The organism is Frigidibacter albus, from assembly GCF_009908165.1.
Taxonomy (GTDB): domain Bacteria; phylum Pseudomonadota; class Alphaproteobacteria; order Rhodobacterales; family Rhodobacteraceae; genus Frigidibacter; species Frigidibacter albus.
The window spans coordinates 60,570-86,929 of the sequence record NZ_JAAAUC010000003.1 but is presented as its reverse complement, the minus strand read 5'-3'; the positions used below and the strand labels follow the sequence as shown (position 1 = coordinate 86,929).

At 67.7% G+C, this 26,360-nt stretch carries 26 protein-coding genes and 1 tRNA gene; 16 read left to right on the top strand and 11 right to left on the bottom strand.

From position 1 onward, the window contains the following. Positions 1-3: 3 nt before the first annotated feature. The 3 genes from rpmE (at position 4) to GVY41_RS05375 (ending at position 1,954) form a co-directional block, all read left to right on the top strand. Entirely contained in the window at positions 4-225 is a 222-nt protein-coding gene (gene rpmE / locus GVY41_RS05385; RefSeq protein WP_161344650.1) for a 50S ribosomal protein L31, read from the top strand. Positions 226-419: 194 nt separating this feature from the next. Then, positions 420-1,229, top strand: a complete 810-nt coding sequence (locus tag GVY41_RS05380) for a division plane positioning ATPase MipZ (RefSeq protein ID WP_161344652.1) — start codon at positions 420-422, stop codon at positions 1,227-1,229. A gap of 317 nt (positions 1,230-1,546) precedes the next feature. Then, the gene (locus GVY41_RS05375; RefSeq protein WP_161344654.1) at positions 1,547-1,954 is read left to right on the top strand and encodes a DUF2541 family protein; all 408 of its coding nucleotides are present in this window, start codon (positions 1,547-1,549) and stop codon (positions 1,952-1,954) included. A 50-nt stretch (positions 1,955-2,004) separates the two neighbouring features. Here the strand turns inward: GVY41_RS05375 and GVY41_RS05370 are convergent, their stop codons facing one another. Next, positions 2,005-2,667 (bottom strand): hypothetical protein, encoded by a 663-nt coding sequence (locus tag GVY41_RS05370; protein WP_161344656.1) that lies wholly within the window; start codon positions 2,665-2,667, stop codon positions 2,005-2,007. Between the two features lie 808 nt (positions 2,668-3,475). Here GVY41_RS05370 and GVY41_RS05365 point away from each other — a divergent pair. From GVY41_RS05365 to GVY41_RS05350, 4 genes are all read left to right on the top strand, one after another. Continuing rightward, entirely contained in the window at positions 3,476-4,135 is a 660-nt protein-coding gene (locus GVY41_RS05365; RefSeq protein ID WP_161344658.1) for a hypothetical protein, read from the top strand. A gap of 109 nt (positions 4,136-4,244) precedes the next feature. Further along, positions 4,245-4,640, top strand: a complete 396-nt coding sequence (locus GVY41_RS05360; protein ID WP_161344660.1) for a hypothetical protein — start codon at positions 4,245-4,247, stop codon at positions 4,638-4,640. A 19-nt stretch (positions 4,641-4,659) separates the two neighbouring features. After that, positions 4,660-5,172, top strand: a complete 513-nt coding sequence (locus tag GVY41_RS05355; RefSeq protein ID WP_161344662.1) for a helix-turn-helix transcriptional regulator — start codon at positions 4,660-4,662, stop codon at positions 5,170-5,172. Positions 5,173-5,636: 464 nt separating this feature from the next. Beyond that, entirely contained in the window at positions 5,637-6,146 is a 510-nt protein-coding gene (locus GVY41_RS05350) for a hypothetical protein (protein ID WP_161344664.1), read from the top strand. Here the strand turns inward: GVY41_RS05350 and GVY41_RS05345 are convergent. The 6 genes from GVY41_RS05345 to GVY41_RS05320 form a co-directional block, all read right to left on the bottom strand. Further along, positions 6,106-7,383 carry a hypothetical protein gene (locus tag GVY41_RS05345; protein WP_161344666.1) on the bottom strand — a complete coding sequence of 426 codons (1,278 nt, stop codon included), beginning with the start codon at positions 7,381-7,383 and terminating at the stop codon, positions 6,106-6,108. The two genes, GVY41_RS05350 and GVY41_RS05345, sit on opposite strands and share 41 nt — an antisense overlap. A 255-nt stretch (positions 7,384-7,638) precedes the next feature. Beyond that, positions 7,639-8,853 (bottom strand): hypothetical protein, encoded by a 1,215-nt coding sequence (locus GVY41_RS20175; protein WP_161344668.1) that lies wholly within the window; start codon positions 8,851-8,853, stop codon positions 7,639-7,641. A gap of 358 nt (positions 8,854-9,211) precedes the next feature. Further along, positions 9,212-9,288, bottom strand: a tRNA-Arg gene (locus GVY41_RS05335). Positions 9,289-9,370: 82 nt separating this feature from the next. Then, positions 9,371-10,786, bottom strand: a complete 1,416-nt coding sequence (locus tag GVY41_RS05330) for a sensor histidine kinase (protein ID WP_161344670.1) — start codon at positions 10,784-10,786, stop codon at positions 9,371-9,373. Positions 10,787-10,821: 35 nt separating this feature from the next. Next, entirely contained in the window at positions 10,822-12,240 is a 1,419-nt protein-coding gene (locus GVY41_RS05325; protein ID WP_161344672.1) for a dihydrolipoyl dehydrogenase family protein, read from the bottom strand. Next, positions 12,237-12,968 carry a TVP38/TMEM64 family protein gene (locus GVY41_RS05320; RefSeq protein ID WP_229725960.1) on the bottom strand — a complete coding sequence of 244 codons (732 nt, stop codon included), beginning with the start codon at positions 12,966-12,968 and terminating at the stop codon, positions 12,237-12,239. The genes GVY41_RS05325 and GVY41_RS05320 overlap by 4 nt, the downstream gene beginning before the upstream one ends. 231 nt (positions 12,969-13,199) lie before the next feature. On the opposite strand from GVY41_RS05320, the gene rpmH reads away from it, so the two are divergent. The 8 genes from rpmH (at position 13,200) to yihA (ending at position 20,698) form a co-directional block, all read left to right on the top strand. Continuing rightward, entirely contained in the window at positions 13,200-13,334 is a 135-nt protein-coding gene (gene rpmH / locus GVY41_RS05315) for a 50S ribosomal protein L34 (RefSeq protein ID WP_066809333.1), read from the top strand. A 23-nt stretch (positions 13,335-13,357) separates the two neighbouring features. Next, positions 13,358-13,885, top strand: a complete 528-nt coding sequence (gene rnpA / locus GVY41_RS05310; RefSeq protein ID WP_229725971.1) for a ribonuclease P protein component — start codon at positions 13,358-13,360, stop codon at positions 13,883-13,885. Then, the gene (gene yidD, locus GVY41_RS05305) at positions 13,882-14,145 is read left to right on the top strand and encodes a membrane protein insertion efficiency factor YidD (protein WP_161344678.1); all 264 of its coding nucleotides are present in this window, start codon (positions 13,882-13,884) and stop codon (positions 14,143-14,145) included. The genes rnpA and yidD overlap by 4 nt, the downstream gene beginning before the upstream one ends. Continuing rightward, on the top strand, positions 14,145-15,026 hold the full coding sequence (ttcA, locus tag GVY41_RS05300; protein WP_161344680.1) for a tRNA 2-thiocytidine(32) synthetase TtcA: 882 nt from the start codon (positions 14,145-14,147) through the stop codon (positions 15,024-15,026). Before yidD ends, ttcA begins: the two co-directional genes overlap by 1 nt. A 75-nt stretch (positions 15,027-15,101) precedes the next feature. Beyond that, positions 15,102-16,643: a putative bifunctional diguanylate cyclase/phosphodiesterase gene (locus GVY41_RS05295; protein WP_161344682.1), complete on the top strand. Its 1,542-nt coding sequence runs from the start codon at positions 15,102-15,104 to the stop codon at positions 16,641-16,643. Between the two features lie 730 nt (positions 16,644-17,373). Further along, positions 17,374-19,302, top strand: coding sequence for a membrane protein insertase YidC (yidC, locus tag GVY41_RS05290; RefSeq protein ID WP_161344684.1), 1,929 nt, complete (start codon positions 17,374-17,376; stop codon positions 19,300-19,302). Next, positions 19,299-20,051 carry an MOSC domain-containing protein gene (locus GVY41_RS05285; RefSeq protein ID WP_161344686.1) on the top strand — a complete coding sequence of 251 codons (753 nt, stop codon included), beginning with the start codon at positions 19,299-19,301 and terminating at the stop codon, positions 20,049-20,051. Before yidC ends, GVY41_RS05285 begins: the two co-directional genes overlap by 4 nt. After that, the gene (yihA, locus tag GVY41_RS05280) at positions 20,048-20,698 is read left to right on the top strand and encodes a ribosome biogenesis GTP-binding protein YihA/YsxC (RefSeq protein ID WP_161656865.1); all 651 of its coding nucleotides are present in this window, start codon (positions 20,048-20,050) and stop codon (positions 20,696-20,698) included. The genes GVY41_RS05285 and yihA overlap by 4 nt, the downstream gene beginning before the upstream one ends. Before the next feature lie 127 nt (positions 20,699-20,825). On the opposite strand, the gene GVY41_RS05275 is transcribed toward yihA, so the two are convergent. Further along, positions 20,826-21,566: an SDR family NAD(P)-dependent oxidoreductase gene (locus GVY41_RS05275; RefSeq protein ID WP_161344690.1), complete on the bottom strand. Its 741-nt coding sequence runs from the start codon at positions 21,564-21,566 to the stop codon at positions 20,826-20,828. Positions 21,567-21,822: 256 nt separating this feature from the next. Here GVY41_RS05275 and GVY41_RS05270 point away from each other — a divergent pair, with 256 nt between their 5' ends. After that, complete coding sequence (locus GVY41_RS05270) at positions 21,823-22,725, top strand: DMT family transporter (RefSeq protein ID WP_161344692.1); 903 nt, start codon at positions 21,823-21,825, stop codon at positions 22,723-22,725. Here GVY41_RS05270 and GVY41_RS05265 read toward each other — a convergent pair. Genes GVY41_RS05265 through uxuA form a run of 3 tightly spaced genes read right to left on the bottom strand, consistent with a single transcriptional unit; the run spans position 22,722 to position 26,295 of the window. Then, positions 22,722-23,624, bottom strand: coding sequence for a sugar kinase (locus GVY41_RS05265; RefSeq protein ID WP_161344694.1), 903 nt, complete (start codon positions 23,622-23,624; stop codon positions 22,722-22,724). The two genes, GVY41_RS05270 and GVY41_RS05265, sit on opposite strands and share 4 nt — an antisense overlap. Then, on the bottom strand, positions 23,621-25,084 hold the full coding sequence (locus tag GVY41_RS05260) for a mannitol dehydrogenase family protein (RefSeq protein WP_229725961.1): 1,464 nt from the start codon (positions 25,082-25,084) through the stop codon (positions 23,621-23,623). The genes GVY41_RS05265 and GVY41_RS05260 overlap by 4 nt, the downstream gene beginning before the upstream one ends. After that, positions 25,081-26,295 carry a mannonate dehydratase gene (gene uxuA / locus GVY41_RS05255; protein WP_161344696.1) on the bottom strand — a complete coding sequence of 405 codons (1,215 nt, stop codon included), beginning with the start codon at positions 26,293-26,295 and terminating at the stop codon, positions 25,081-25,083. The genes GVY41_RS05260 and uxuA overlap by 4 nt, the downstream gene beginning before the upstream one ends. Positions 26,296-26,360 lie beyond the last annotated feature (65 nt).

Here is a 26,360-nt window from a genome sequence, read left to right as displayed (position 1 = left end):
ATCATGAGACAAGGAATTCACCCCGACTATCACGTCATCAACGTGAAGATGACCGATGGCAGCGTGTATCAGGTCCGTTCGACCTGGGGCAAAGAAGGCGACCAGATGGCGCTGGACATCGACCCGCTGGCCCACCCGGCCTGGACGGGCGGCAATGCCAAGCTGATGGACACCGGCGGCCGCGTGACGAAGTTCAAGAACAAGTACGCCGGCCTCACGCTCTAAGAACGGGTCACGGACGATACGGGGAAGGGGCGCGCCGCAGGGCTGCGCCCCTTTTGCATTGACCCCCAACACGGGCGCAACATTCCCGGGAAAATCGGGGCACGGCCTGCCCTCGCGCTTCACTTGGGGCGGACCGCAACATATAGGTTCTTGCGCCCGGGAACCCGGGCAGGGGCTGCGGGCGGGGAAGCGACTTGGCACATATCATCGTCACCGGAAACGAGAAGGGCGGGTCGGGAAAATCCACGACCTGCATGCATGTGGCAACCGCCCTGTGCCGCATGGGCTGGCGGGTCGGCGCGCTCGACCTCGATGTCCGTCAAAAAAGCTTCGGGCGCTATCTGGAGAACCGCCGGGCCTTTGCGGCGCGGCAGGGCATCACCCTGCCGATGCCCGATTACCGCGAATTGCCGGAGGTTGACGCGGCCTCGCTGGGGCCCAACGAGAACGTCTTCGACCATCGCCTGTCCGCCGCCGTGGCCGCGCTGGATACCGATTGCGACTTCATCCTGATCGACTGCCCCGGCTCGCATACCCGCCTCAGCCAGGTCGCGCATTCGCTGGCCGATACGCTGATCACCCCGCTGAACGATAGCTTCATCGACTTCGACCTGCTGGCCCGCACCGACCCCGAAACGGGCCGCGTGCTTGGCCCTTCGATCTATGCCGAGATGGTGTGGAACGCCCGCCAGTCACGGGCCCGCGCCGGGCTGAAGCCCATCGACTGGATCGTGCTGCGCAACCGCCTTGGCGCGCAGCACATGCACAACAAGAAGAAGGTTGGCGAGGCGCTGACCAGCCTGTCGCGGCGCATCGGCTTTCGCGTGGCCCCCGGCTTTGCGGAACGGGTGATCTTCCGCGAGCTGTTCCCGCGCGGGCTGACGCTGCTGGACCTGAAGGATGTCGGCGTCGAGAGCCTGAACCTGTCGAACGTCGCCGCCCGGCAGGAACTGCGCGACCTGATCAAGGAGCTCAAACTGCCAGGCGTCTCGCCCGACTTCTGAACAGCCGCGGCCGCGGACCTTGCCGCAACCTCAGCCGGGGACGCTCGGTGACGATCATCTGCGCAAGGCGCGCCTCGAACACGTCCTGGGCGGGCTCAGCCGATCCAAGGCCGATACGGGTCAGAAGGGCGACTGCGAACCTCATGGGACAACCTCGTCGTGTTCCGTTTTTCCTGCTTGCAGGCTGATCGGCAAGCGGGGCGTGAATGTGGCGTGTCGGGGGCGTTTTTCGCACCTGGCTCCTGACCCGGAACCGGCAGGCAGGCCGCCGCGTTCCGCGGAACGACAGCGCGTATTTCAAGCGAGGAGATTTCAGGATGACAAGCAGACGATACGTTCTGGCAGGCGCCGCGGCCCTGGGGCTGATGGCCCTGCTGCCGCTGCCGGCGCGGGCCGATCAGGAGGTGGTCCTGGGCGAGAAGACCGTCGGCTTCAACGAGCAGCGCGACGTGATCCAGGTCGGCCGCCGCGAAGGCCGGTTCACCCATCTGAAGCTGGCGGTGCGCGACAACCCGGTCTTCCTCGAACGGGTGCTGGTGCATTACGCCAATGGCGACGTGTCGGAGCTTCCGGTGCGCGCCCGGATCCGCCGCGACAGCGAGACGCGGTTCATCCCCCTGCCCGGCGACCATGCCCGGGCCATCCGCCGGATCGAAATTTACTATGCACGCGCCGCGCAGGGTGACAGGGCCCGGATCATTGCCATCGGTCGCGCGGGCGGATGATGCCTTCGGGCCGGGCAGATCCCCGGCCCGCCCAAGCCACCCTCGCCCGCCTAGCGCAGCGCGATGGCCTTTTGCAGGTCGTTGCCCGCATGGGGCAGCCCGATGGCGCCCTGCCCGATCCGCGCGCCCGCGGCCTTGACCGTCAGGCACTTGGCCGGAGAGGCGAAGCTGTCCAGCGTCGCAAAGCGCAGCGTATCGATCTTCAGGTCGGGACCGACCCAGGCCGAGGCGACCACGCCCACCGGCTGGCCGTTCCGGTCAAAGACCAGATAGTCGGCATAGACCTCGCTGTTGCCATCGTTGCGGCAGACCAGCCGCTTGGCCTTGGCGACTTCGGCGCGGCCGGGCATCGATGCGACCGTCACATTGCCCCCAGGGGTGGACGGGTTTGTGCCCGGATTGCCGGGGTTGGTCCCCGGATTTGTGCCGGGGGCGCTGCCGCCGATCGAGACGCCGACATCCACCGCATCGCCAACGTTCACGCCGGCCCCGATGCCGTTGCCCCCGCCAATTCCAACGCCTACCCCGACGCCGCTGTCGCCGCCGACCCCGACATCGACACCCACGCCATTGCCGCCGCCGACGCCCACGTCGACACCCACTCCGTCGTCGCCGCCGATCCCGACGCCTACCCCGAGCCCGCCGCCATCACCGCCACCGATATCGACACCAATGCCGTTGTCGCCGCCAATCCCGATGCTGAGCGCGGACACGCTTGGCGCCATCATTGGCAGGGTGAACATCGATGCAAGCACAAGCCTACTGGTTAAGTTGATCATCTCGAAACCTCCCATTCAAATTTAATGGACAAGCGAGCTGCAGAGCCTCAAGTAGTCGCAGGTACTGGCCCATAATAACGCGGGCCGAACTATAATAATCTCCCTCGCAGCGCCTCGTCCAAGACGTCGAATTACCGGGCTGCAGCCAAAAGGTCCGACCAACACCGGACCTTGGTACGAAAAGCCTAGTCGCTGCCTATGATTGCCGAGGATTGCTCAGGGAGCAACACGTTTCTACGCATCCTTCCCATGCATAGCTGATGTATTTCGTAAAAATCAAAGCACAATATGTGGTGACAACTTCATCATTCTTTTTCCCATTTTGAGCTTTGCAGCCCAGGAAAATGATTTTAGCGGTCGGCGAAGGTGTCGCACCTTTTCATCACTCGGGCTCACCGAAATGCGGAAAGGCTGCGACCTGCCAAGATTTTGCCCTAATTCCACCGCACCATTGCTGCAATTCGGTCGGAACTGGCAAACCCCTGCACCAACGCGCTGCCTTCTTTTCGACCTCACCCACAGATTGCCATATTTCGCGCGCCACCTCTCTCGGGCCGGCCCCGGCCAGCCGCTGGAGGCCCGCTCCACATCAGCCGCCACGCCTCGTCCATTGGTGCGAAACCGCCGCTTTCGCCACAACCGCCAATGGCCCGACGACGCAGGGGAAGGCAGCGTGCAGTTATGGGCCCAGAGACCACCAGAGATCAGCGGCCTGACCCACGACAGCATGGAGGAGGCATCAATGGCTATGCAGGACAACCTCGGCAACGGGACCGTTCAGGCAGCGGCAGGCGACTGGATGCGGCGGTTCGCGGCTGGTTTTCGCGCCGCGCCACGCCGAACGAATCTGGCCGATGCCCAGGCCCGCCTCTTCCCGGTCGGCACCACGAACCCACAGCCCACGCCCCGTGACCAAGCCATGCCTGCGCCACTGACGCGGCAAGCTGCACCCTTCGATCCGTCCGGCGCCCGGGCCAGCGAGTTCGATCTGATCGAAACCGAACTGCTTGCACATCGCCATGTGGTGATGGTCGGGGGCAGCGCCGATCAGGGACTGCTGGACCATACCCTATGGCTGCAAGACCACGTGGCAGACCTGCAAACTGCGGCCGACTTGGGTGCCGCCGCAGCGATGGTTGCGCCGCTGGCCGCCGATACCGGGCTGATGCTGGTGGATATGGACGCCCTGCGCGCCGATGCCGTCACGCTGCTGCAGGGCTTTCGCGACCGCTATCCGGACGTCGCGGTGGTGATCGGCTCGCGCCGCTTCGCGCGCAACGATTTCAGCTGCGAACGGGCCCTGATCGCCGATGCGTCGCTGCGCCTGCCAGCCCGGCGCATCGCATTCGCGCTGGCCATGTCGAGCGCAATCCACAATAATCGTGTGATCCGTTCGCGTTGACGGCTCTCTTATACCCTCGGGGGCGCCTGATGTTCGACCTTGCCATCTGCACGCCCTGCCCGGCACGGGGCATCCCCGGCCGCGCCGCCCCCGCGGGCATGGGCCGGTGATGCCCGTCGGTGCGGCGCTCCGCCGCTGCGGGCTTGCCTCGGCGCTTGCCATTGCGCTGGCCCCCGCGGGCCATGCCGATCCAGCCTCGCGCGTCGCGGGCTTCGATACCTTCCGCGTGCAGCACAACCCGCAATGGCGCTATATCGACATCCTCGAGGCGCTGGACGGCGAGGGCTATACCATCGTCAGCGTCACCGACACGCTGCTGAACCGGGTCAAGATCCGCGCCCGCAGCCGCGAGCACCTGCGTGAAATCGTGGTCAGCCGCGCCTCGGGGCAGATCCTGCGCGATGCAGTGATAGAGACCTATGACTATCGCCCCGCGGGGCCAGAGCGGTCGCTGGATCTGATGTTGCTGGACCTGCCCCCGCAAGGCGTCCGGTCCGGGCAATGACCGGCCCCGAGGCGCAGCGATGACCAGTTTCGGGCTGCGGGGGCCCGCGCTGGCCCTGTTCATGCTGGTGACGCTGATCCAGGTGCTCAGCACCGTGTTCTTTATCTTCAAGCTGCTGTCCGAGGTGTTCTACTGGCAGGCCCCGCTGATCCCGTGGGAGTTGCAGGAAACGCTGGAGATCCTGTGCAGCGTCGGCCTGCTTGCGGGAGTCGTCAGCAGCGTGGTTCTGCTGCGGCTCAGCTTCCGGCGGGTGAACCGTATCCAGACCCAGCTGGATGCGACGACCGGCCAGTTCGAGACCCTGGTGGCGAGTCAATTCACAGAATGGGCGCTGACCCCGACCGAGCGGCACGTGGCGCTGCTGGTCATCAAGGGCTTCAGCAACCCCGAGATCGCCGGGCTGCGCGGCACGTCCGAATCCACGGTGAAATCGCAGCTGACCGCGATCTTCCGCAAGTCGGGACTCAGCAGCCGGCAACAGCTGGTGTCCTGCGTGATCGAGGACATCCTGGTGGCGCTGAAGGTCGATTGAGGCCCTGACCGCGCCGGATCGGCATCGTCCCTTGGCATGATCGCACCCTCGTCCGATTGCAGCGCTGCGCCGCGGCACTAGGCTTGGCGCGTGGGATCGCCCCTGGGCCAAGGCTGCTCATCGGGCAAAGCTTTTGGGGCATCGCTTCGGAGGGCGAGATGACGACCAAGTCACTGCAGGCAAGACAGGCACGAGAAGCGCAAGGCGGAACGACACGCCGGGGCGGCGGGTTGGGGACAATTGCCGTCGCTGCAGCCCTCGCCATTGCCGCGCCGGGACTTGTGGCACTGATCTGGCAGGCACCTACGCCCTTCCCCGCAACGGTCGTGACTGGGCCTGGAAGCGGTCCGGTCGCGCCCGTCCTGCCCGCTGGCGCTGATGGTCCGGGCAGCGGGCGGGAAGACGCAGCGGCGAAACCGGCATCAGAACCGGCACCGCTGCGGACGGCCAGGCGGGAAGCGCCGATGCCGCCACGCTCGTGGACGCCCGTGCGGCGGACGGTGATCATTCGCGCCAGTGCGGCGCCGACCGTCCCACCCGGAGATGCCATCGGGCCGCTGGATTTCCCGGCCTCTCCGGCCTCGATGTCCAGCCGCGGCAGCTCGGGCGACTGGTTCGGCACGCGAACAGCCGACCTGCCCTCTGGCGCGCCGGCGGTTGCCACACGGCGTGCGCCCGCCGAGGGCTTGGTTGATCTGCCAGCGGTGATGAACGGCGACCTCGCCCCGCTTCTCGCCCGGGCGACAGAGCCTGCCCCGCGCGAGGTGACGGCGGCGGTGGTCTGCCCGGGCGCGGCCGGATGTGCCGTGCGGCCTGCACCGGCGCCGCCTGCGGCCGATGCCCGCGACATCACCGCGGCGCTGTTCCCCGGTAGCCAGTTGCGCCCCTGGACGCCGACGCCGGTGCCGCCTGCGTCGCCGCAGGCGCGCGACATCACCTGGCGCCTGTTCCCCTCGGGCGAAGCGCGCTGGTAAGGCCAAGGGCGGGACGCCAGCCGCGGGCCGCCCGGATCAGCCGGGGCCGCAACCCGTGCCGGTCCATGAACCGGCGATACAGGCGGTAGTCCCGCGCCTCACTGCAACAGGCCTCCTCGTGCCGGGCGCGCATGAAATACAGGCAGCCGATACCCGCCAGCGCCAGCGTGTTCGCCATCGCCTCGCCGGGGGCCGCGGCCAGAAAGGGCAGCTGCACCATCCACATCGAGGCATTCTTGCAGATATAGGCCGGGTGCCGGACCAGCGCATAGGGGCCCTGCCAGATGGTGCCGCGATAGGTGAGGTTCGAAAACCGCATCCCGAAGCAGACCGTGCTACCGACATAGACCATCAGCAGCGCCAGGATCGTCGAGCCCCAGAGGGCATAGATCACCGGATGCTGCTCCAGCAACTGGCCCCAGACGATGCTATCCTCATAAGCCAGAAAGTCGCGCCCGATCACCTGCCAGAACGGCATGTAGCACATCAGGCACACGGCCCATCCGCGGAACGTGCGCTCGGGCCAGCGGACATGGGCGCCCGTCAGCCGCAATGACAGCGCGTAGCCGATGATGGAAAAGATCACGTCGACGAAGAACACGAAGCGGTAAAGGTATTCATAGACGGTGCGGAACGACCCGTCCGGAAAGGGCTCGCGGAAGAAGAACAGCCAGTCATCCACCGCGTAGCCATACATCAGCGGTAGGAAGAACAGCTTCACCAGCCAGATCAGCGCGAAATCCGCCGCCTGCGCCCGGTCGCCCTCGCGGCCAAGGGTCATCAGGACCCGGCCGAAGCTTTCCAGATGGTCGCTGGCCTTGACCGAGATGCAGTGCAGCGCGGTGACATAGACCAGAGACACCGGCACCAGCCAGGGCAACGCCATGTGGAATTGATTCAGAAAAGTACCGTACCAGGGCGCGCGGTAGATGTCGGCGCTGCGGTAGAGGATCAGCGCCAGCGCCACCACGCCCAGGGTGCCCGCCAGCTTGTGCAGCAAGGTGCGGCTGGCAAGCCTGCCGGGGATCAGCCGCAGCGGCTGCACGATGCCCGCTTCGGGCTGCCGCCAGGTGCGGTGAACGGCCAGATCGACGGCGCCCATGGCCAGCGCGACCAGCAGCACGAACAGGTTGAACTCCGTGACCGGGTTGCGCGCGAAGCCTGTGGGCCACAGCGCCAGTGCCGTCAGCAGCACCGCGAGGCCGACAAGGCCGGTGGTCAGCGGCGGGGAATTCACGAAATGCCGCGGGTGGCGGCGCGGGGACACATACCGCCAAGGGCGGCGCGGTGACAGATTCCGCCAAGGGCGGCGCGGGAACGCGGATGTCATGGCGGGGGTCCGGTGTTGCGGGCGGCGGCGGCGGCCCTGCGGAAGGGTTCGGCCGAAAGCGGGGCGGCGGCGCGACCCGCCGCCCCTGACCGGAACCGGACTACCCCCGACCATCGGGTGGCAGCAGGCGCAAGGGCGCCGGTTCCGGGAGGGCTTGCGCCCTCAGTTCTTGGCCGACATCACCGCCTGGTGCAGGCCGGTCATCGTCACCGGCACCGCAAGCGACCCACCCGCCTGGGTGATCGGCACATTGGTCATCTGGATGCACTTGGCCGGGCTTGCGACGTTGTTGGTGGTTGCAAACCGGATCGAGACCAGCCGGAGGTCGCCGCCCACCGTTGCCTCATGCACCGTGCCGATCTGCACGCCCGACCGATCGACGACCGGCACGTTCGAATAGGCCCCGGTGTTGCCCTGGCCGCGGTCGCAGATCTGGCTGAAGAGGCCGATGCCCGGGTTCGAGATCACCATCTGGCCGCCCGAGCTGCCCGAAGACCCCGAAGAGCCCGATGCCCCGGAGGTGCCCGACGTCCCGGAGGTTCCCGATGTGCCCGAGGTCCCGGACGTGCCGGACGTGCCCGAGGTCCCGGATGTGCCGGAGGTGCCCGAAGTTCCGGAGGTGCCAGACGTCCCCGAAGATCCGGAACTGCCCGAAGAGCCCGAGCCGCCGCCACAATTGCCGACGCAGACATCCACGACGCTGTCATCGTTCAGGACATCGGCCCCGATATCGAGCCCGGCGACCGAGGCATCCACCCCCAGCAGCCCCGAATCGGTGCCGAGGTCCACATCGGCCGAGATCACGTCAGCCACATCGGCGCCAACGGTCAGCAACTCTCCCGAGCTGAGCAGGTCTGCCGTGATGTTGATGCCGCCACCGCCAAGGCCACCGCCACCACCGCCCAGCAATCCGCCGCCGCCCACAAGGCCGCCGCCAGTGCCACCACCAGCAAGGCCGCCGCCCGAGCCACCGCCGCCCAGCAGGCCGCCAAGACCGCCGCCACCAGATTGGCCACCGCCAGTCTGCCCGCCACCGGTCTGGCCATCACCGCCGATATCGACGCCGACATTGGCGAGGCCTTCATCGGACCCGACATTGGCATCGACGTTGATGCCGTCGTCACCGCCGACATCGACATCGGCATCGACAAGGCCGCCGCTGCCGCCGACGCTGACGCCGACATCCACGCCATCGTCGCCGCCAAGGCCGACACCGACGCCAAGCCCGCCGCTGTCATCGCGTCCGATGGATACTTTGCCCACGCCAAGGTCCAGGTCGAGGGCCTTGGCCGTAAAGTCACCCTGCGCCGCCATGAGGGCCAGGGCCGAGGTCAGGGCCAGCGCGCTTGCGGCCCGGTTGCGCGAAGTTCTGTTCATTTCAGTCTCCAATGCGTTGCTGTCGTTCCAGCGACCCCGGGAGCTGCAACCGGGAGCCACCATCCGACCGAAAAGACCGCTTTCCCCAAAAAGCGCCGACTTCCGGCGCCTGCGCGGTTGTCCCTGCGTCAGGCCCTTAGGTTGTGCATGAGAGACTCGCCCCACCGGAATTGGCGAAAGGTGCCATCGGACCATTGGACGATGCCGGTTTCGTGAGTGGATGTGAGGGCAGCGGCGTCATTGGCGGCTGCGGACGCAAACACCCGCGCGGCCTGAAAGGGCGGGCGCAGGCAATGCCGAAGCACTGACATGGGAATGCTGTGCTATTGAAAGCTGTCGGTCAAACAGTAGGGGAAAATGGTGCACCCGGAGCGATTCGAACGCCCGACCCTCAGATTCGTAGTCTGATGCTCTATCCAGCTGAGCTACGGGTGCACTGTGGAAGTGGCATTTAGCGAGGGCGGCACGGACATGCAAGGGCGAAAAACGCCCTGTCCCGGGATCGGGCGAAGAAAGCTCAGGCGGCGACCTCGGCCTGGGTCACTGTCTTGGGCAGGCGGATCATGAACTCGGTGCCATCCTCGTCCGACCGCACCAGTTCCAGCCGCCCGCCATGGCCGCGCACCAGCTCGGCCGAGATCGCAAGCCCAAGGCCGGTGCCGCCCTTGCGGGTGCCGCCCTGGAAGGGCTGGAACAGGTGCGCCTTGGCCCGGTCGGGCAGGCCCGGCCCGGTATCGCCGACGCGGATCCACCAGAAGCCGTCATCCTCGCCTGCGCCAACCTCGACCGTGCCGGCCTTCTTGGTCGCCTCGATCGCCTGCCGGGCATTGCGCACAAGGTTCAGCAGCACCCGGTGCAGCTGTTCGGAATCGGCGCGGATGGTCAGGTTCGGGGCCACGTCGGTCACGAACTCGATCTCTCCGGCCTCGGCTGCCGGGCGCTCCCCCTCCAGCACCTCGGTCACCAGCCCCGCCAGCATGAACCGTGCCAGCCGCGGGGGGGGCTCCTCGGCGCGGCCGAAGGTCAGCGTGCTCTCGCACAGGTTCACCGCGCGGGCGATGGAGTTCACCAGCTTGGGCGCCGCGCGTTTCACTGCCGGATCCTCGGACGCCTCCATCCGGTCGGCGAACAGCTGCGCCGTGGTCAGGATGTTGCGCAGGTCGTGGCTGATCTTGGCGACGGCGCTGCCAAGCTGCGCCAGCCGCTCTTTCTGCCGCAGCGCGCCGGTGAGCTGGGTCTGCAGGCTCTGCAGCGCATCCTCGGCCTCGCGCAGCTCCACCACCCGCGCCGTCGGCTCGATGAAGCGCCGCGCATCCTCCGGCGCCTCGGCGTAGGAGGACATGTGGGCGACCACCCGGCGGATCGGGGCGACCAGCAGCCGCTGCACGGCAAGGAACAGCAGCAGCGCCGTCAGCACCGAGATCACCGCCGACAGGCCAAGGATGCGCAGGCCATATTCGATCATCTCGCGCCGCATCGGGCCGCTTTCGATGGTGACCTCGATCAGCAGCCCGGCCTGCAACGCCGGCTCGCCGATGACCCGGATCACCCGGTTGCGGCTGTCGGTCAGGTCGGCGAAGGCATCGCGCACCAGGCTGAAGCCGGTGGGATCGCGCAGGTCATAGCTGGCATCGACCGGGCTGGGGATTGGCGAGGACAGCACCAGCTGGCGCATCTCGTCGCGGCGCAGGACGACGTTGAACACGCCGGCATTGGCCAGCAGCTCGCGCTCCAGATCCTCCGAAATCATGTCTTCCGAGGCGAGCAGGGCCAGCGAGGCGATTTGCGCCCGTTCCAGCCGCAGCCGCAGATAGTCCTCGCGGAAGCCTGCCACCGAGGGAACGAAGATCAGCACTTCGGCCAGCATGACGAACACAGTCGTCAGCATCAGGAACCGGCCCGAAAGTGTGTTCAGGAAATGTGCCCGCGCCATTCCTTGCCCTGTGGCCTCACCTCTTGGCGGGGTCGTCAGGGCAGCAGCCGCTGGATCAGCCGCACCCCCCGCTTCACCCAAGGGTTTTCGAAAAGCTTCGGTGAGAAATAGGCGCTCGCCGCGCGCTTTGAAAGCTCGGAAAGGGTCGGATAGGGGTAAACCGCCGATGTATAGGCAGAAAGTTTGAGCTTGGCCGCGAGCCCGAGCGCGAAGGGCGCGATGATTTCGCCAGCGTCGGGGGCCGCGATGGTCACGCCCACCGCCCGCCCGCGATGCACGATCAGCTTCAGGAAGCCGTCCCTGTGCCCCTGCGCCAGCGCCCGGTCATTGCCCGCGACGGGCACCTTCACCACGGTGATCTTGCCCCCATGCTTCTCGCGCGCCTCCACCTCGGTCAGCCCGATCTGGGCAAGGCCGGGGTCGGTATAGGTGGCGCGGGGGATGTGATCGTCGCGGAGGCGAGAGGGCAGCGCGAACAGCGCCTGCCGCACCACGAGCCCGGCGTGATAGCCCGCCAGATGCGTGAACTGCCCGCGCCCGGCGATGTCGCCGATGGCGAAGATACGGCGGTTGCTGCTGCGCAGGCGGGCGTCGGTGACGATGCCGCGCGCGTCGGTCTTGACCCCCGCCGCGGGCAGGTTCAGCCGCTCGACATTTGGCGCGCGCCCTGCGGCGACCAGCAGGTGCGAGCCCTCGAAGCTGCGCCCGTCACCCGTCTGCAAGGTGATCGCCCCGGCGCGGCCCGAGGCGCGGGTGACCTCGGCGCCCTCGACGATCTCCACCCCCTCGGCGCGCAGGGCGGCCAGCACCACGGCCGCCGCCTCTGGGTCATCGCGGCCGAGCGCGTGGCCGCCGTCCAGCACGGTAACGCGCGAGCCAAGCCGACGATGCGCCTGCGCCATCTCCATCCCCAGCGGGCCGCCCCCCAGCACCAGCAGATGCTCGGGCAGTTCGCGCAGCGCCCACAGCGTCTCGTTGGTCAGGAAGGGCACGCCCTTCAGGCCGGGGATGCCCGGCACGGCGGGGCGGGATCCGGTGGCGATGACGAAGCGGCGGGCGGCGATCAGCGTGTCACCTGCCTCCAGCGCGTCGGGCCCGACGAAGCGGCCCCAGGCGCGGATGACATGGACGCCGAGCCCCTCGAACCGGGCTTGGCTGTCATGCGGGGCGATGGCGGCGATGGTGGCGGTGACATGGGCCATCGCGGCGGCGTAATCCACCTGCGGTTCCATGGGCGCGACGCCCATGCCGCCCGCCCGCACCGTCTGCGCCCGCGCGGCGGCGGCCAGCAGCGCCTTGGAGGGCACGCAGCCGACGTTGAGGCAATCGCCGCCCATCGCCGCCCCCTCGACCAGCACCACCCGCGCACCCATCTGCGCGGCGCCTGCCGCGACCGACAGCCCACCCGAGCCGGCGCCGATGATGCAAATGTCTGCCTTGATCTGCCCGGTCATGCGGAATCCTCCTTCTGGCGGGCGCGGAGCAGCATCGGCAGCGCCGCCAGCGCGGCCAAGGCTAGAAGCGGGATAAGCACACCGGGGCGGAAGATTGCGCCAAGGTCCGGCTGCCCGCCCGCCGCGAACACCTCGCCCAGACCGGCGCCGACCGAGGTATAGACCCAGGCCCCCGGCAAGATGCCGAGGAAGGTGGAGATGACGAAGCGGTGCAGGCGCACGCCCAAGGTGGCAGCAGCAAGGTTGGTCACGAAGAACGGCACCAGCGGCACCAGCCGCATGATGAACAGCACCGACCATTCATTTTCGTGCAGCCCCGCCATCAGCTTGCGGGCCGAGGGACCGGCCGCCGCCAGCCGTTCCGCCGCATTCCCCGCGCCCCAGCGGGCCAGCAGGAACAGCGCCACCGCCCCCGTCCCCGCCGCGCCGACATTGATGAAGGTGCCGGGGAACACCCCGAACAGGAGGCCGCCGGTCAACGTCATCACCGTGGCGCCGGGCAGCGACAGGGTGACGATCCCGGCATAGACCGCCATGAACCCCGCCACCGCCAGCCCGTAATGCGAATCCCGGAAGCCGGTCAGATCGTCGCGCCGGCCCGCCAGAGCCTCAAGGCTCAGCCGGTCCCCCAGCAGCAGCGCGCCCCCGAGGGCCAGCACCAGCAGCCCCGCCAGAACCGCCAGCCGCGGGACGCTGCGCCCCGTGTTGCCCTGTTGCCCTTCGGTCACGCGCCGCCCCTTTGGATTGTGCTCGGCCACCATGCGCGCTACTGGCGCGAGCGGCCAGTGCCCTCACGCGGGGTTGATGCCGCGCGGCGGCGGGCACATTGCGACAGGACGGTAAAAAATCCGCCCCGGCGCGTTGACTTGCCAAGGCTCGGCCTCTAAAGGACGGGCTTCGAATGACACGGCGCTCGAATCCCGAAGGGGTCTGGCGCTGCCCGGAACGGAGTTACCGCCATGAAGCGCACCTATCAACCGTCGAACCTTGTCCGCAAGCGCCGCCACGGCTTTCGTGCGCGCATGGCGACCAAGGGCGGCCGTCGCATCCTGAACGCCCGGCGCGCCCAAGGCCGCAAGTCGCTCAGCGCCTGATCGCCCGCCGCAAGGCAGGACAGATTATGCCGCCGGTCGCGCCCGTCCCCGATCCACAGGATCGGACATCGGGGCCGCAACCGGCGGTTTCCGTTTGCCCGGAGGGCGCGACTGTGACCGAGGCTCCCGTGCAGATCGAAGTCCTGGCCCGCCGGCCGGATTTCCTGCGCGCGGCGCAGGCCCGGCGGCAAGGCGCGCCCGGCTTCCTGCTGCAGGCCCGGCAGCGGCGCGGCGACGAGCCCGTGCCGGCCGAGATGATCCGCATCGGCTATACCTGTTCCAAGAAGCTAGGCAATGCCGTCGCCCGCAACCGCGCCAAGCGCCGCCTGCGCGAGATTGCCCGCGCGGTGCTGCCGCTGGCGGGACAGCCCGGATGGGACTATGTTCTGGTGGGGCGCCCCGGGGCCACTGCGGACCGGCTGTTCGCCGACCTGCTGGCCGACCTGACCCGCGCCCTGAGCCAGATCCACGCCGCCCCTGCCCCGCGTGGCAACCGCACCCCCGATCCCGGCGGGCCTGTCCGGGAGCCGCCGAAGGACCATCGCCGATGACCCCGCTTGCCTATCTTCTGTCGCTGCCGGTGCGCGCCTACCGGCTGGTGCTCAGCCCCTGGGTCGGGCGGTCCTGCCGGTTTCAGCCCACCTGTTCCGAATATGCGCTGGACGCCTTGCGCGTGCATGGCGGGGTAAAGGGCGGCTATCTGGCCGCGCACCGCATCTGCCGCTGCCATCCTTGGGGCGGAGAGGGCTTCGACCCGGTTCCGCCCAAGAAGACAGGTGCCAAATCCGCGCCCGCACAAGAGGAGCCGTGATGCTGGACGATCCCGACGACATCCACCCGCTGTTCCACGGCGCCCCGGCGACGACCGAGTTCAAGAAGCTGCGCAAGCGCCTCGTGCGCGAGGTGCGCGAGGCGATCGAGACCTATGGCATGATCGAGCGCGGCGCCCGCTGGCTGGTGTGCCTGTCGGGCGGCAAGGACAGCTACACCCTGCTGGCGGTGCTGCATGAGCTGCAATGGCGCGGGCTGCTGCCGGTGGATCTCTTGGCCTGCAACCTCGACCAAGGCCAGCCGGGGTTCCCGGCGACAGTGCTGCCGGAGTTTCTGGCGAAGATGGGCGTGCCGCACCGGATCGAATACCGCGACACCTATTCCATCGTGATGGACAAGGTGCCCACGGGCCGCACCTATTGCGCGCTATGTTCCCGGCTGCGGCGCGGCAACCTCTACCGGATCGCGCGGGAAGAGGGGTGTTCGGCGGTGGTCCTCGGCCACCACCGCGACGATGTCCTTGAGACGTTCTTCATGAACCTCTTCTTCGGCGGCCGGCTGGCGACGATGCCGCCCAAGCTCTTGAACGAGGATGGGGACCTCTTCGTCTATCGCCCGCTGGCCTTCGTGGCCGAGGCGGATTGCGAGAAATTTGCAAATTCAATGGCCTATCCGATCATCCCCTGCGATCTGTGCGGCAGCCAGGACGGGCTGCAGCGCCAGCAGGTCAAGCAGATCCTTGACGGCTGGGAGGCGCGCAGCCCGGGCCGCCGGCAGATCATGTTCCGCGCGCTGATGAACACCCGCCCCTCGCATCTGCTGGACACGTCGATCTTCGATTTCGTCGGGCTGACCCGCAGTTCTGGTCCGGAAACCGCCGATTTGGCCGCAAATCCCCCGAAATTGCGCCATCGCGATTAACCTCGTGCTGACGGTCCTTGCCTAATCTGCCCGGCAGAGGGGCGCCCGGCGGTGCCCGAACGAGGGTTGGGCAGGATGGCGGACAGGGGCGCAGAGCCGGATACGGGGCTGACCATGCGGATCGCAGCGCAGTTGCGCCGGCCCGAAATGCTGGCCTTCGTTCCAGCGGTGATGCTGGCGGCCTTCTGGTTTGGCGGGGAGGGCGCGCTGCTGTCAGCGGCACTGGCCCTGCCGATCGCCCTCGCCGTCATGCGCGCAAGCCCGCCAGCCCAAGGGCAGCCCGGCCGCGACCACATCACCGGCCTGCCGCTGCGCGACACCGCCGTCTCGACGCTCGACGCGGCCCTGGCCGCCTGCCGGCTGGACGGGCGCACCACTGCCTGCCTCGTGCTGTGCCTCGATGAGGCCGATCTGCTGCTGGACCGGCACGGCCATGCCGCCTGGACCCAGATCCTGCGCCGCACCAGCGAGCGATTGCAGGGCATGCTGCGCGAGCATGACCGGGTGATGCGGCTCGACGGCGCCCGCTTTGCCATCACGCTTGGCCCGGTGCGCCATGCCGATCTGGAAAGCCTGATCCAGATCGCGGCACGCCTGCAATCGGCCGCGGAATTGCCGCTGTCGATAGATGCCAGCACGCTTTATGTCCGTGCCTCGGTCGGCTTCTGCCTCGCTGCCCGCGCCCCGCATGGCACCGGCGAGTCGCTGCTATGCGCTGCAGAGGCCGCGCTTGAAGAGGCGCGCCAGCAGGGACCCGGAGCGATCCGCGCCTACTCGGCAGAGCTGCAGCGCGCCAGCATCGCCCGCGATACGTTGGCAACAGAGGCCGCGGCGGCGCTCGAATCCGGGCAGATCCTCGCGTATTTCCAGCCGCAGCTTTGTACCGATACCGGCGAGGTTTCGGGCTTGGAGGCCTTGGCCCGCTGGCAGCACCCCACGCGCGGAGTGCTGCCGCCCTCGGATTTCATTGCGGTGATGCAAGATGCCGGGCTGTCGGGACGGCTGAGCGAGGTGATGCTGTTTCAGGCGCTGACCGCCTTGCGCAGCTGGGATAAGGCGGGCCTGCCGGTGCCCACGGTCGCGGTGAATTTCTGCAAGGAAGACCTGCGCAACCCGCGGCTTGCCGACCGCATCAAATGGGAGCTGGACCGCTTTGATCTGCAGCCGCAGCGGCTGACGGTGGAGATACTGGAATCGGTGGTCGCCGATACCGGCGATGAGGTGATCGTGCGCAATATCGCGGCACTGGCCCGGCTGGGCTGCAGCATCGACCTTGACGATTTCGGCACCGGCCATGCTTCGATCGCCAATATCCGCCGCTTTGACGTGCACCGCCTGAAGATCGACCGCAGCTTCGTGACCAAGGTCGATACCGACCCCGGCCAGCAGCGGATGGTGGCCGCGATCCTGTCGATGGCAGAGCGGCTGGACCTGCAGACACTGGCCGAGGGGGTGGAGACCACTGGCGAGCATGCGCTGCTGGCGCAGCTTGGCTGCGGCCATGTGCAGGGCTTCGGCATCGCCCGGCCGATGCCGTTCGACGACTCCCTGGGCTGGCTGTCGCGCCACAAGGCGAAGCTTGCCCACCCACCGCGGATTGGCCGGCGCACGGGGTGAGGGCGCCGAAGGGCCGCGGCAGGGCGCGTGCCCACCGGGGTGCCGCTGCGCCGGGTCGCCCCTGCGTCGTGGGTGCTTCCACCAGGCTGGGAAGGCAAGTCTGCCATCGGGTCCGGGAAGACGGCAAGGCGCTTGTCCACCCGTGCGTACCGGGCGCTTTTCAGGGACTTGTCGCATTTCAGGAGTTTGGCGGACAGAAAGGGGCCAAAGCGCTCGCCGTTCTGCGCGAGGCGCACGCCAACCGTCATGAGCCATGAGCCATGAGCCATGAGCCATGAGCCATAAAACGCGGTGCCCGGGCACCGTGGCACAGCGGAACCCGTTGAGGGGCAGCCCGCCGAGACTTTCCATGGCAGCCGTCGCGAGACCTGCCCCGCGCCGCAGACGCTCTCGGCGTCCAGTCGCAGCGAAGCTCACCGAGCCTGCAGGTCACAAGACCCGGCTGCTCTGCCGACAATTCCACCGTGTCCCCCAGCTGCCCGGTATTGTCGGGGGTTGCGCGCGCGGCGTGGACGCAGGAACAGGCCGTCCTTCGGGGTATTGCCGCCCACAACCACATAGGCGCCGCCGCCAGTCTGCTCGCATCGGGGCGGAAATGCATGCCAAACCAGCCCTCGCCGCCCGCGCCCTACCCTCTTGCAACCTGCCGTTTCCGCAAAACCGCTTGACCTTTCCCGCCCCCTTCTGTTGAACCTCCGCGAACCTTGGCAGCACTGGCGGTGTCTCCCTGATGGATAATCAGAACAAGAATCTCATTCTGGCGACCGTGCTCTCCTTCGTGGTGATCCTGGTCTGGTACACGGTGTTCGCACCGGCCGTACCGCCGACCGACCCGAATGCACCCGTTGCGGTGACGCAGGCCGATGGCGGCACCCCGCCTGCGGTGCCGGGCGATGCCCCTGCCGTGGCCGAGGCTGCCGAGGCCGCGACCGAAGCGGCTGCAGCGCCGCGGGTTGCCATCGACACGCCGCGCCTGACCGGCTCGCTGTCGCTGGCGGGTGGCCGCATCGACGATCTGTCGATGAAGGACTACAAGGACACGCTCGACCCGGCCTCCGGCCTCGTGCGGCTGTTGTCTCCGGTGGGCGGGGACACTGCCTCGCAGCCTTACTACGCGGTCTATGGCTGGGCCCCCGCAGGCGGGCTGGCTGCCACGGCGGTGCCCGATGCGCGCACCGTCTGGTCGGTGGAAAGCGGCGAGACGCTGTCGCCCGAAACGCCGGTGACGCTGGCCTGGGACAATCGCGCAGGGCTGACCTTCCGCCGGGTGATCACGGTCGATGAGGACTATCTCTTCACCATCACCCAGTCGGTCAGCAATGCGACCGACGCCGCCGTGCGCATGGCCCCCTACGGCATCGTGGCCCGCCACGGCGAGCCGCAGACCCAGAACATCTGGGTGCTGCACGAAGGCGTGGTGCGCATGACCGACGGCGCGCTGCAGGAAATGGACTATGACGACATGCCCGATCTGGAACGGATCGAGCGCGAGGCCGGCAATGCCGAGGTGGCCGAGGTCACCGGCAACGGCTGGGTCGGCTTCACCGACAAATACTGGATGACGACGCTGGCGCCGATGCCGGGGCAGGCCTTCACCTCGGTGGTGAAATATGTTCCCGGCGCCGAGATCTACCAGACCGAATCCCGCCTGCCGGTGATGGACGTCGCCCCGGGCGCGACCGCCGAAGTGCAGACGATGCTGTTCGCCGGCGCCAAGGAATGGGAAGCAATCCGCCATTACCAGAACGACACCGGCATCGAGGGCTTTGTCGACTCGATCGACTGGGGCTGGTTCTTCTTCCTGACCAAGCCGATCTTCATGCTGCTGCACTGGCTGCATGTCGTGATCGGCAACATGGGTTGGGCAATCATCGCGCTGACGCTGATCATCAAGGCGCTGGTCTTCCCGCTGGCCCGCAAGTCCTACATCTCGATGGCGAAGATGAAGGAGCTGCAGCCCGAGGTCGAAAAGCTGAAGGAAAAGACCGGCGAGGACAAGTCCAAGTTCCAGCAAGAGATGATGGCGCTTTACAAGAAGGAAAAGGTCAACCCGGCTTCGGGCTGCCTGCCGATCTTCCTCCAGATCCCGATTTTCTTCTCTCTTTACAAGGTGATCTTTGTCACGCTGGAGGTGCGCCATGCGCCCTGGTTCGGCTGGATCCGTGACCTTTCGGCCCCTGATCCGTCGTCGATCCTGAACCTGTTCGGCTTGCTGCCCTATGCGACGCCGGAGCCCGGATCACTGTTCTTCATCTTCTCGCTGGGGATCCTGCCGATCCTGCTCGGCATCTCGATGTGGTTCCAGCAGAAGCTGAACCCAGCCCCGACCGATCCGACGCAGCAGATGATCTTTGCCTGGATGCCTTGGGTGTTCATGTTCATGCTGGGCGGCTTTGCCTCGGGTCTGGTGGTCTACTGGATCGCGAACAACACCATCACCTTCGTGCAGCAATACCTGATCATGACGATGCACGGACACAAGCCAGACCTGTTTGGCAATATCACCACGGGCTTCAGCAAGAAGAAGAAGGCCGAGGCGGCGGCGAGGGCAGAGGCAGAGAAGGCAGCCAAGGCAACGCCCGTGCAGACCACGGAAGTTCTTGAAAAGGCACCGACTTCGCCAAAGCCCCGCAAGGGGAAACCCGGCCCGAAGGCATGACCGGCACGCTGGCCCATATCTTCCGCCACCCGATCAAGGCACACGGACGCGAGGCTCTCGCGTCCGTGCTGCTTTCGGCGGGGGCGTGCCTGCCGTGGGACCGGCACTGGGCGGTGACGCATGGGCGCTCGAAATTCGATGCCGAGGCGCCGGGATGGACGCCCTGCAGCCAGTTCCAGCGCGGGGCGCGGACCCCGGGGCTGATGGCGATCGAGGCGCGGTTTGACGAGGCGGCGGGCGCGATGGTGCTGACGCATCCGGCGCGGCCGGCGCTGGAGTTCCGGCCCGAGAGCGAGGGTGCGGCACTGATCGACTGGCTGCGCCCGATCAGCCCGGAGGGGGATTTCCGGCCCGCGGCGCTGGTCTCGGCGCCAGGGCGGGGGATGACGGATAGCGATTTTCCGTCGGTTTCCCTCAACAGCTTGAGCTCCAATGCGGCACTGTCACAGCATATGGAGGTTGACCTGTCTATCCACCGCTGGCGGGGCAACCTGTGGCTGGAGGGGTTCGAGCCCTTTGCCGAGATGGGCTGGATCGGGCGAGAGGTTCGCATTGGCGCGGCGCTGCTGCGGGTCGAGGAGCGCATCGGGCGCTGCAAGGCGACCACCGCGAATCCCGCGACGGGCGAGGAGGATGCCGATACGCTGGCCGGGCTGCGGGCGCTGACCGGGGCGCAGGAATTTGGCGTTTACGCCGTGGTGATTTCGCCGGGGCGCATCGCGCCGGGCGACAAGATAGAGGTGCTGTGATGCAGCTGGGTTTCCCGCTTTCCCCCGAGCCGACGATCGAGGCGCGCGAGAAGGGCCGGCTGATGTTTGCCGGCGAGATCGACTTTCTGAAGGGCGTCGTGGCGATGGACGGGCTGCCGCCCGCCGACCGGATGGAGGTGTGCTTTGCCGGACGGTCAAACGTCGGGAAATCCAGCCTGATCAATGCCTTGACCGGCCGCAAAAACCTTGCCCGCGCGTCGAACACGCCGGGGCGGACGCAGGAGATCAACTACTTCACCGCAGGCGATCAGTATCTGGTCGACCTTCCGGGCTATGGCTATGCCGAGGCCCCGGTGGCGATTGTCGAGAAGTGGCAGCGGCTGCTGAAGGCGTATCTGTCGGGGCGCCAGACGCTGCGGCGGGCCTTTGTGCTGATCGACACGCGGCACGGGGTGAAGGCCGTGGATGAAGAGATCATGGCGCTGCTGGACCGCTCTGCCGTGGCCTTTCAGGTGGTGCTGACCAAGGCCGACAAGGTTGGCAAGGTCGAGCAGGAGCGGATCCTGGGCCAGGTGCGGGGCGCGATGGCGAAGCATCCGGCGGCCTATCCCGAACTTGTGATGACCAGTTCCGAGAAGGGCGACGGCATCGAAACGCTGCGCGCGATCATCGCCACGCTGGAGTAAATCCGCTGGGTTCGGGGCGTGTGGAAACCATGCAGAACCCATACATATGTCATATGCAAAGTGAATGACTCGGGAACTCCAGCGTGAAGGGGGCTAACGCCCCCTGCCCCGGCCGCGAACTCTGGCCTCAGACGTGCTGGCCGGCGTTCACCTCGATCTCGGTCCCGGTGACGTAGCTGGCCTGATCCGAGCACAGGAACCACACCACATCGGCCACCTCGCTTGGCTGGCCAAGTCGGCGCAGCGGCAAGGTCTCGACGATCTTCTCGGTGCCGGGCGAGAGGATCGAGGTCTCGATCTCGCCGGGCGCAATCGCGTTCACGCGCACGCCCATCGGTCCGAAGTCATGTGCCATCTCGCGCGTCAGGGCGGCCAGCGCGGCCTTGGAGGTGGCATAGGCGGCGCCCGCGAAGGGATGCACGCGGGCACCAGCGATGGAGGTGACGTTGACGACCGAGCCCTTGGCCGCCGACAGTTCATCCTTGAAGCCGCGGGCCAGCACGATGGGCGCGAAGAAGTTCACGTGGAACACATGGCCCCAGGTCATCAGGTCGGTGGAGAGGGTGGAAAGCCGCGCGCCCTCGGGCCCCTTGGGCGAGATGCCGGCATTGTTGACCAGTGCGTCGAGGCGGCCGTCCAGCCTTTCACGGATCACTTCGATGACGTTGATGGTGTCGGCGGGGTCGGCAAGGTCGATCTGGATGTGATCGTCGCGCCCGCCGCCCCAGGGGCAGCCCTCGGGGAAGGCGTGGCGCGAGCAGGTCAGCACCCGCCAGCCTTCGCGTGCAAAGCGCTTGACGGTGGCATGGCCGATGCCCCGGCTGGCGCCGGTCAGCAGCATCACCTTCTGTTCGCCTGCGCGTGCCATGATCTTCTCCGCCCGTGATCCTGCGGGGCACCCTGCCCCGCCGCGCAGACCCTAGCCATTTTCCGGGCATTGGCAACGGCGCGAACCGCCATCATCGCGGCGCAAGCCGCAGGGCAAGGGGGTGAAGCCTGGCCCCCGGTGCCAAATTCCGATGGGCAGCCCGTGTGGGCGGGGAAGGCTGGCTCAGGTCCGGCACGCCTTGCCGCGCCCAGACCGTTCGCCTAATGTTCCCGCAAGCCAACGGAGCCCACGCGCCATGCAGCCAGCCCATCCCCGGCCCGACAACCTGCCGCTGGCCGTGGGCGTGATCCTTGTCACCGTGCTGGCGCTGTCGCTGGGGGATGCGCTGATCAAGCTGACCAGCAGCAGTTTCGTGATCTGGCAGATCTTCGTGATCCGCTCGGCCATCGTTCTGCCTGTCCTGCTGGCGGTGCTGCTGGCCCAGGGCGGGCTGCGCCTGCCAGCCTCCGCAGGTTGGGTCGCGCTGCGCAGCGCGATGCTGGTCGCCATGTGGATCTGCTATTATCTGGCACTGCCGCATCTGTCGCTGTCCGCCGCCGCGGCCGCCTATTACACGCTGCCGATCTTCATCACCCTGTTCTCGGCGCTGGTCATCGGGGACCGCATAACCCGGCTGGGATGGATCGCCGTCGCCCTCGGCTTCCTCGGCGTGCTGCTGATCCTGCGGCCGGGCCTCGGCGATTTCAACGCCTTCGCCCTGCTGCCGCTGGTCGCCGCCATGCTCTATGCCGGGGCGATGATCCTGACGCGGACGCGCTGCCGCGCGGCAAGCCCGCTGGTGCTGTCACTGGCGCTCAACATCGGGTTCGTCATCACCGGAGGCATTGCCGCCGCCGGTATCGCGCTGCTGCCGGGCGAAGCGCGGCAGGGCTTCCTGCTGGCGCCCTGGGCAAGCATGGGCGCGGCGGAGTGGCTGTCGATGGCGCTGCTGGCCGGGGCGCTGCTGATCGGCAGCATCGGCGCCGCCATCGCCTACCAGAATGGTCCACCGGCGGTGGTCGGCGCCTTCGACTTCGCCTATGTCGCCTTCGCCGTGCTCTGGGGGGCGGTGTTCTTTGCCGAGGTGCCGGACCTGACCTCGGCCCTCGGCATGGCGCTGATCATCGGGGCCGGGATCCTGTCGCTGCGCAGCCACTAGGCGGTGACGGGCACCAGCGCGCCGGGCGCCGCGATCACCTGCCGCGCGATGGCATGGCCGCGCAGCGCCGCCTCGGCCGCGCTGGTGCCGGTCAGCCGCGCCGCCAGATAGCCGCCGTTGAAGCTGTCGCCCGCGCCGGTGCTGTCAACCGGGCGGGAGCTTTCGACCTCGATCTCGGCATAGCCGCCCGCCTCCAGCAGGCCCATCGCGCCGCCGCCGTTCTTGACGATCACTTCGCCGGCACCAGCTTCCAGCCAGCGGTCCGCGCAGGCCCGCAGCGAGGTATCGCCGAACCACTCCGCCTCATCCTCGTAACTCGGCAGCAGGATCTGCGAGCCCTCGCCGGCCGCGGTCAGCCAGTGGCGCATCGCGTCCGCGCTTTCCCACAGCTTGGGGCGCAGGTTGGGGTCGAAGGCCGTCACCTTGCCTTCGGCCCGCGCCGCGATCAGCCGCGCAATCAGCGCCTCGCGCCCCGCCTCGGGCAGGATCGCCAGCGTGATCCCCGACAGGTAGATCGCATCCGCCGCGGCAAAGGCCCGGTCCAGCGCATCCGTATCTTCGGCCAGATGCCGAGCGGCGGACTGGCCGCGCCAATAGGCAAAGCTGCGCTCGCCGTCATGAAGCTCGATGGAATAGAGCCCGACCGACCGCGCCGGGTCGATCGTCACATGGGTGGTGCCGATGCGGCTTTTGCCCAGAAACTCCAGCATCCTGGGCGAGAACGGATCCTGTCCCAGCCGCGTCAGGTATTCGACCTGCCAGCTTTCGGGCAGGCAGGCGCGGGCATACCAGGCGGTGTTGAGCGTATCGCCGGCAAAGCCGAGGCGCCACAGATCGGCGCTTTCGGGGGCGCGCGACAGCTCGACCATCGCCTCGCCAATGGACAGGAACAGGGTCATCGTAGGGCCTCCTCGCGCACCGCGGCGACCATACCTTGCGACAGCATGGGGTCAAGGCTGCCGGTCACCGCCGCGCGCCAGGCGGGCGCCCCGCTCAGCGCGGCAGGGATCAGCCCCGGCAGGGCGGCAAGTGCGTCATGGATTGCCCCCGCCTCGCGCGGGACATCCGCAAGCACGGCACGGATCTCGTCCTCGCGCGGGTCGCGCAGGGCGTAGGTCTGGCCGTCATCGGTCTGGCCGAGCGTGTAGCGCATCCAGGCCGCGGTGGCGAAGGCGAAGGGGGCCAAGGGTTGCCCCCGCTCCAACGCGGTCAGCGCAGGCTGGAAGATACGCTGCGGCAGCTTCTGGGTGCCGTCCATGGCGATCTGGAAGGTTTCATGCGCGATGGCCGGGTTGCGGAACCGATCTGCCAGCGCCTCGGCATAAGCGGCAAGGTCGATCCCCTCCAGCGGCGGCATCACCGCGGCTGCGGCCTGCAGGTGGCGGGCGACCAGAACCGACAGCGCCGGATCGCCCATGACGTCCCGCACATAGCGGTGGCCCGACAGGAAGCCGGCATAGGCAAGCATCGAATGGCTGCCATTGAGCATGGTCAGCTTCATCCGCTCATAGGGTGCGACATCGGTGACGAAGATGGCGCCGGCGGCTTCCCAGGCGGGGCGGCCCTGCGGGAAGTGATCCTCGATCACCCATTGCACGAAGGGCTCGGTCTCGACCGCGGCAAGATCGGTGCAGCCGGCCTGGCGTTCGGCCTCGGCCAGCGTGGCTTGCGTGGTCGCCGGGGTGATGCGGTCCACCATCGACGAAGGGAAAGCGACCTCGGCCGCGATCCAGTCTGCCAGCGCCGGATCGACATGGCGGGCGAAACCGATGACGCCGCTGCGCAGCAGCGCGCCATTCTCGGGCAGGTTGTCGCAGGACAGCACGGTGAACGGCGCGGCGCCCGCAGCGCGGCGCAGGCGCAGCGCGGCCACGAGCAGCCCCAGCACGCCTACCGGCGCCTCCGGCTTGGCGAGGTCGGCGCGCACCGCGGGGTGCGCGGGATCGGGCGCATGGGTGGCGCGGTCGATGCCATAACCCTTCTCTGTCACCGTCAGCGTCACGATCCGCACCGCCGGATCGGCCAGCGCGGCAAGGGTCGCGGCCGGGTTGGCGGCGATGACATCGCGGATCGACGCGATCACGCGCGCCGATGTGCCGTCCGCGCCGCGCTCGATCAGCGTGTAGAGCCCGTTCTGCGGCCCCATCGCCTCGGCGATCTCGGTGGAGCGCAGGCTGACGCCGGTGATCCGCCAGTCCCCGCCCGCAACCGCCATCGCGGTATCAGTCATCACCGCCTGATGGGCGCGGTGGAAGGCGCCGATGCCCAGATGGACGATCCCGCGGCCATGCGCCGCCGGATCATAGCCGGGCCGGGCCGCCAGGCCGGTGATGTCTGCCAACGAGGCGAGGCGGGTCACCGCAATCCCTCGACCGGATGCTCCAGCGCCGTCATGATGCCGCGCAGTTCCGCCAGACCCTTCAGCCGCCCGATGGAGGGGTAGCCGGGCTGCGCCTGACGGCCAAGGTCATCGAGGATGTCCTGCCCGTGATCGGGGCGCATCGGGATCGACACGTCGGCACGGCCCGCGGCCTTGCGGCGCCGCTCCTCGCGCAGCACGGCGGCGATCAGGGCCACCATGTCGGTGCCCCCCCCCAGATGCTCGGCCTCGTGGAAGCTGCCCTTCACATCGGCGCTTTCGCGCAGCACATTGCGCAGGTGCAAGAAATGCACGCGGTCCCCCAGCCGGTCCATCATGCCCGGCAGGTCATTGTCGGGCCGGGCGCCAAGCGAGCCGGAGCACAGCGTGATGCCGTTCGCCGGGATGTCCACCGCCTGCATCACCGCGCGGTAATCGGCCTCGAGCGACATCACCCGCGGCAGCCCCAGCAGCGGGAACGGCGGGTCATCGGGATGGCAGCACAGCCGCACGCCAAGGTCTTGCGCGAGCGGCGTCACCTCGGCCAGGAAATCGACCAGATGGCCGCGCAGGCGGTCGGCGGAAACCGAGGCATATTCGGCCAGATGGCGGCGCACATCCTCGAGGCTGAAATTCTCGGCGGCACCGGGCAGACCGAAGACCACATTCCTGGCCAGCGCCAGCTTCCGGTCCTCGGACATGTCCGCAAAGCGGCGATTCGCCTCTTCGGTCACCTCGGGGGTGAAGTCCTCGGCGGCGCCGGGCCTGGCAAGGATGTGTATGTCGAAGGCGGCGAAGTCGATCAGGTCAAAGCGCATGCAGGTGCCGCCCGTCGGCAGCCGCCAGGCTAGATCGGTGCGCGTCCAGTCCAGCACCGGCATGAAGTTGTAGCAGATGACCTCGATCCCGGCCTCGCGCAGGTTGCGCATCGAGGTTTTCCAGGTCTCCAGATGCGCGCGCCAGTCACCCTTCTGCTTCTTGATGTCTTCGGACACCGGAAGGCTTTCGACCACCTCCCACGCCAGATGCGACGGGCTGCCGTCCTTCATCCGGCCGATTTCATCCTGCCGGCGCGCAATCTCCGCGGGCGACCAGACAGCGCCGGTGGGGATGTGATGCAGGGCCGAAACGACGCCCTCTACCCCAGCCTGCCGCATGTCATTGATCGAACACAGATCCTTTGGCCCGAACCAACGCCAGGTTTGCCGCATGGACCCACTCCTCCTCGTGCCTGTCATGGCCGGTTTAGCATGTAGCAAAATTGTTGACTAGTATG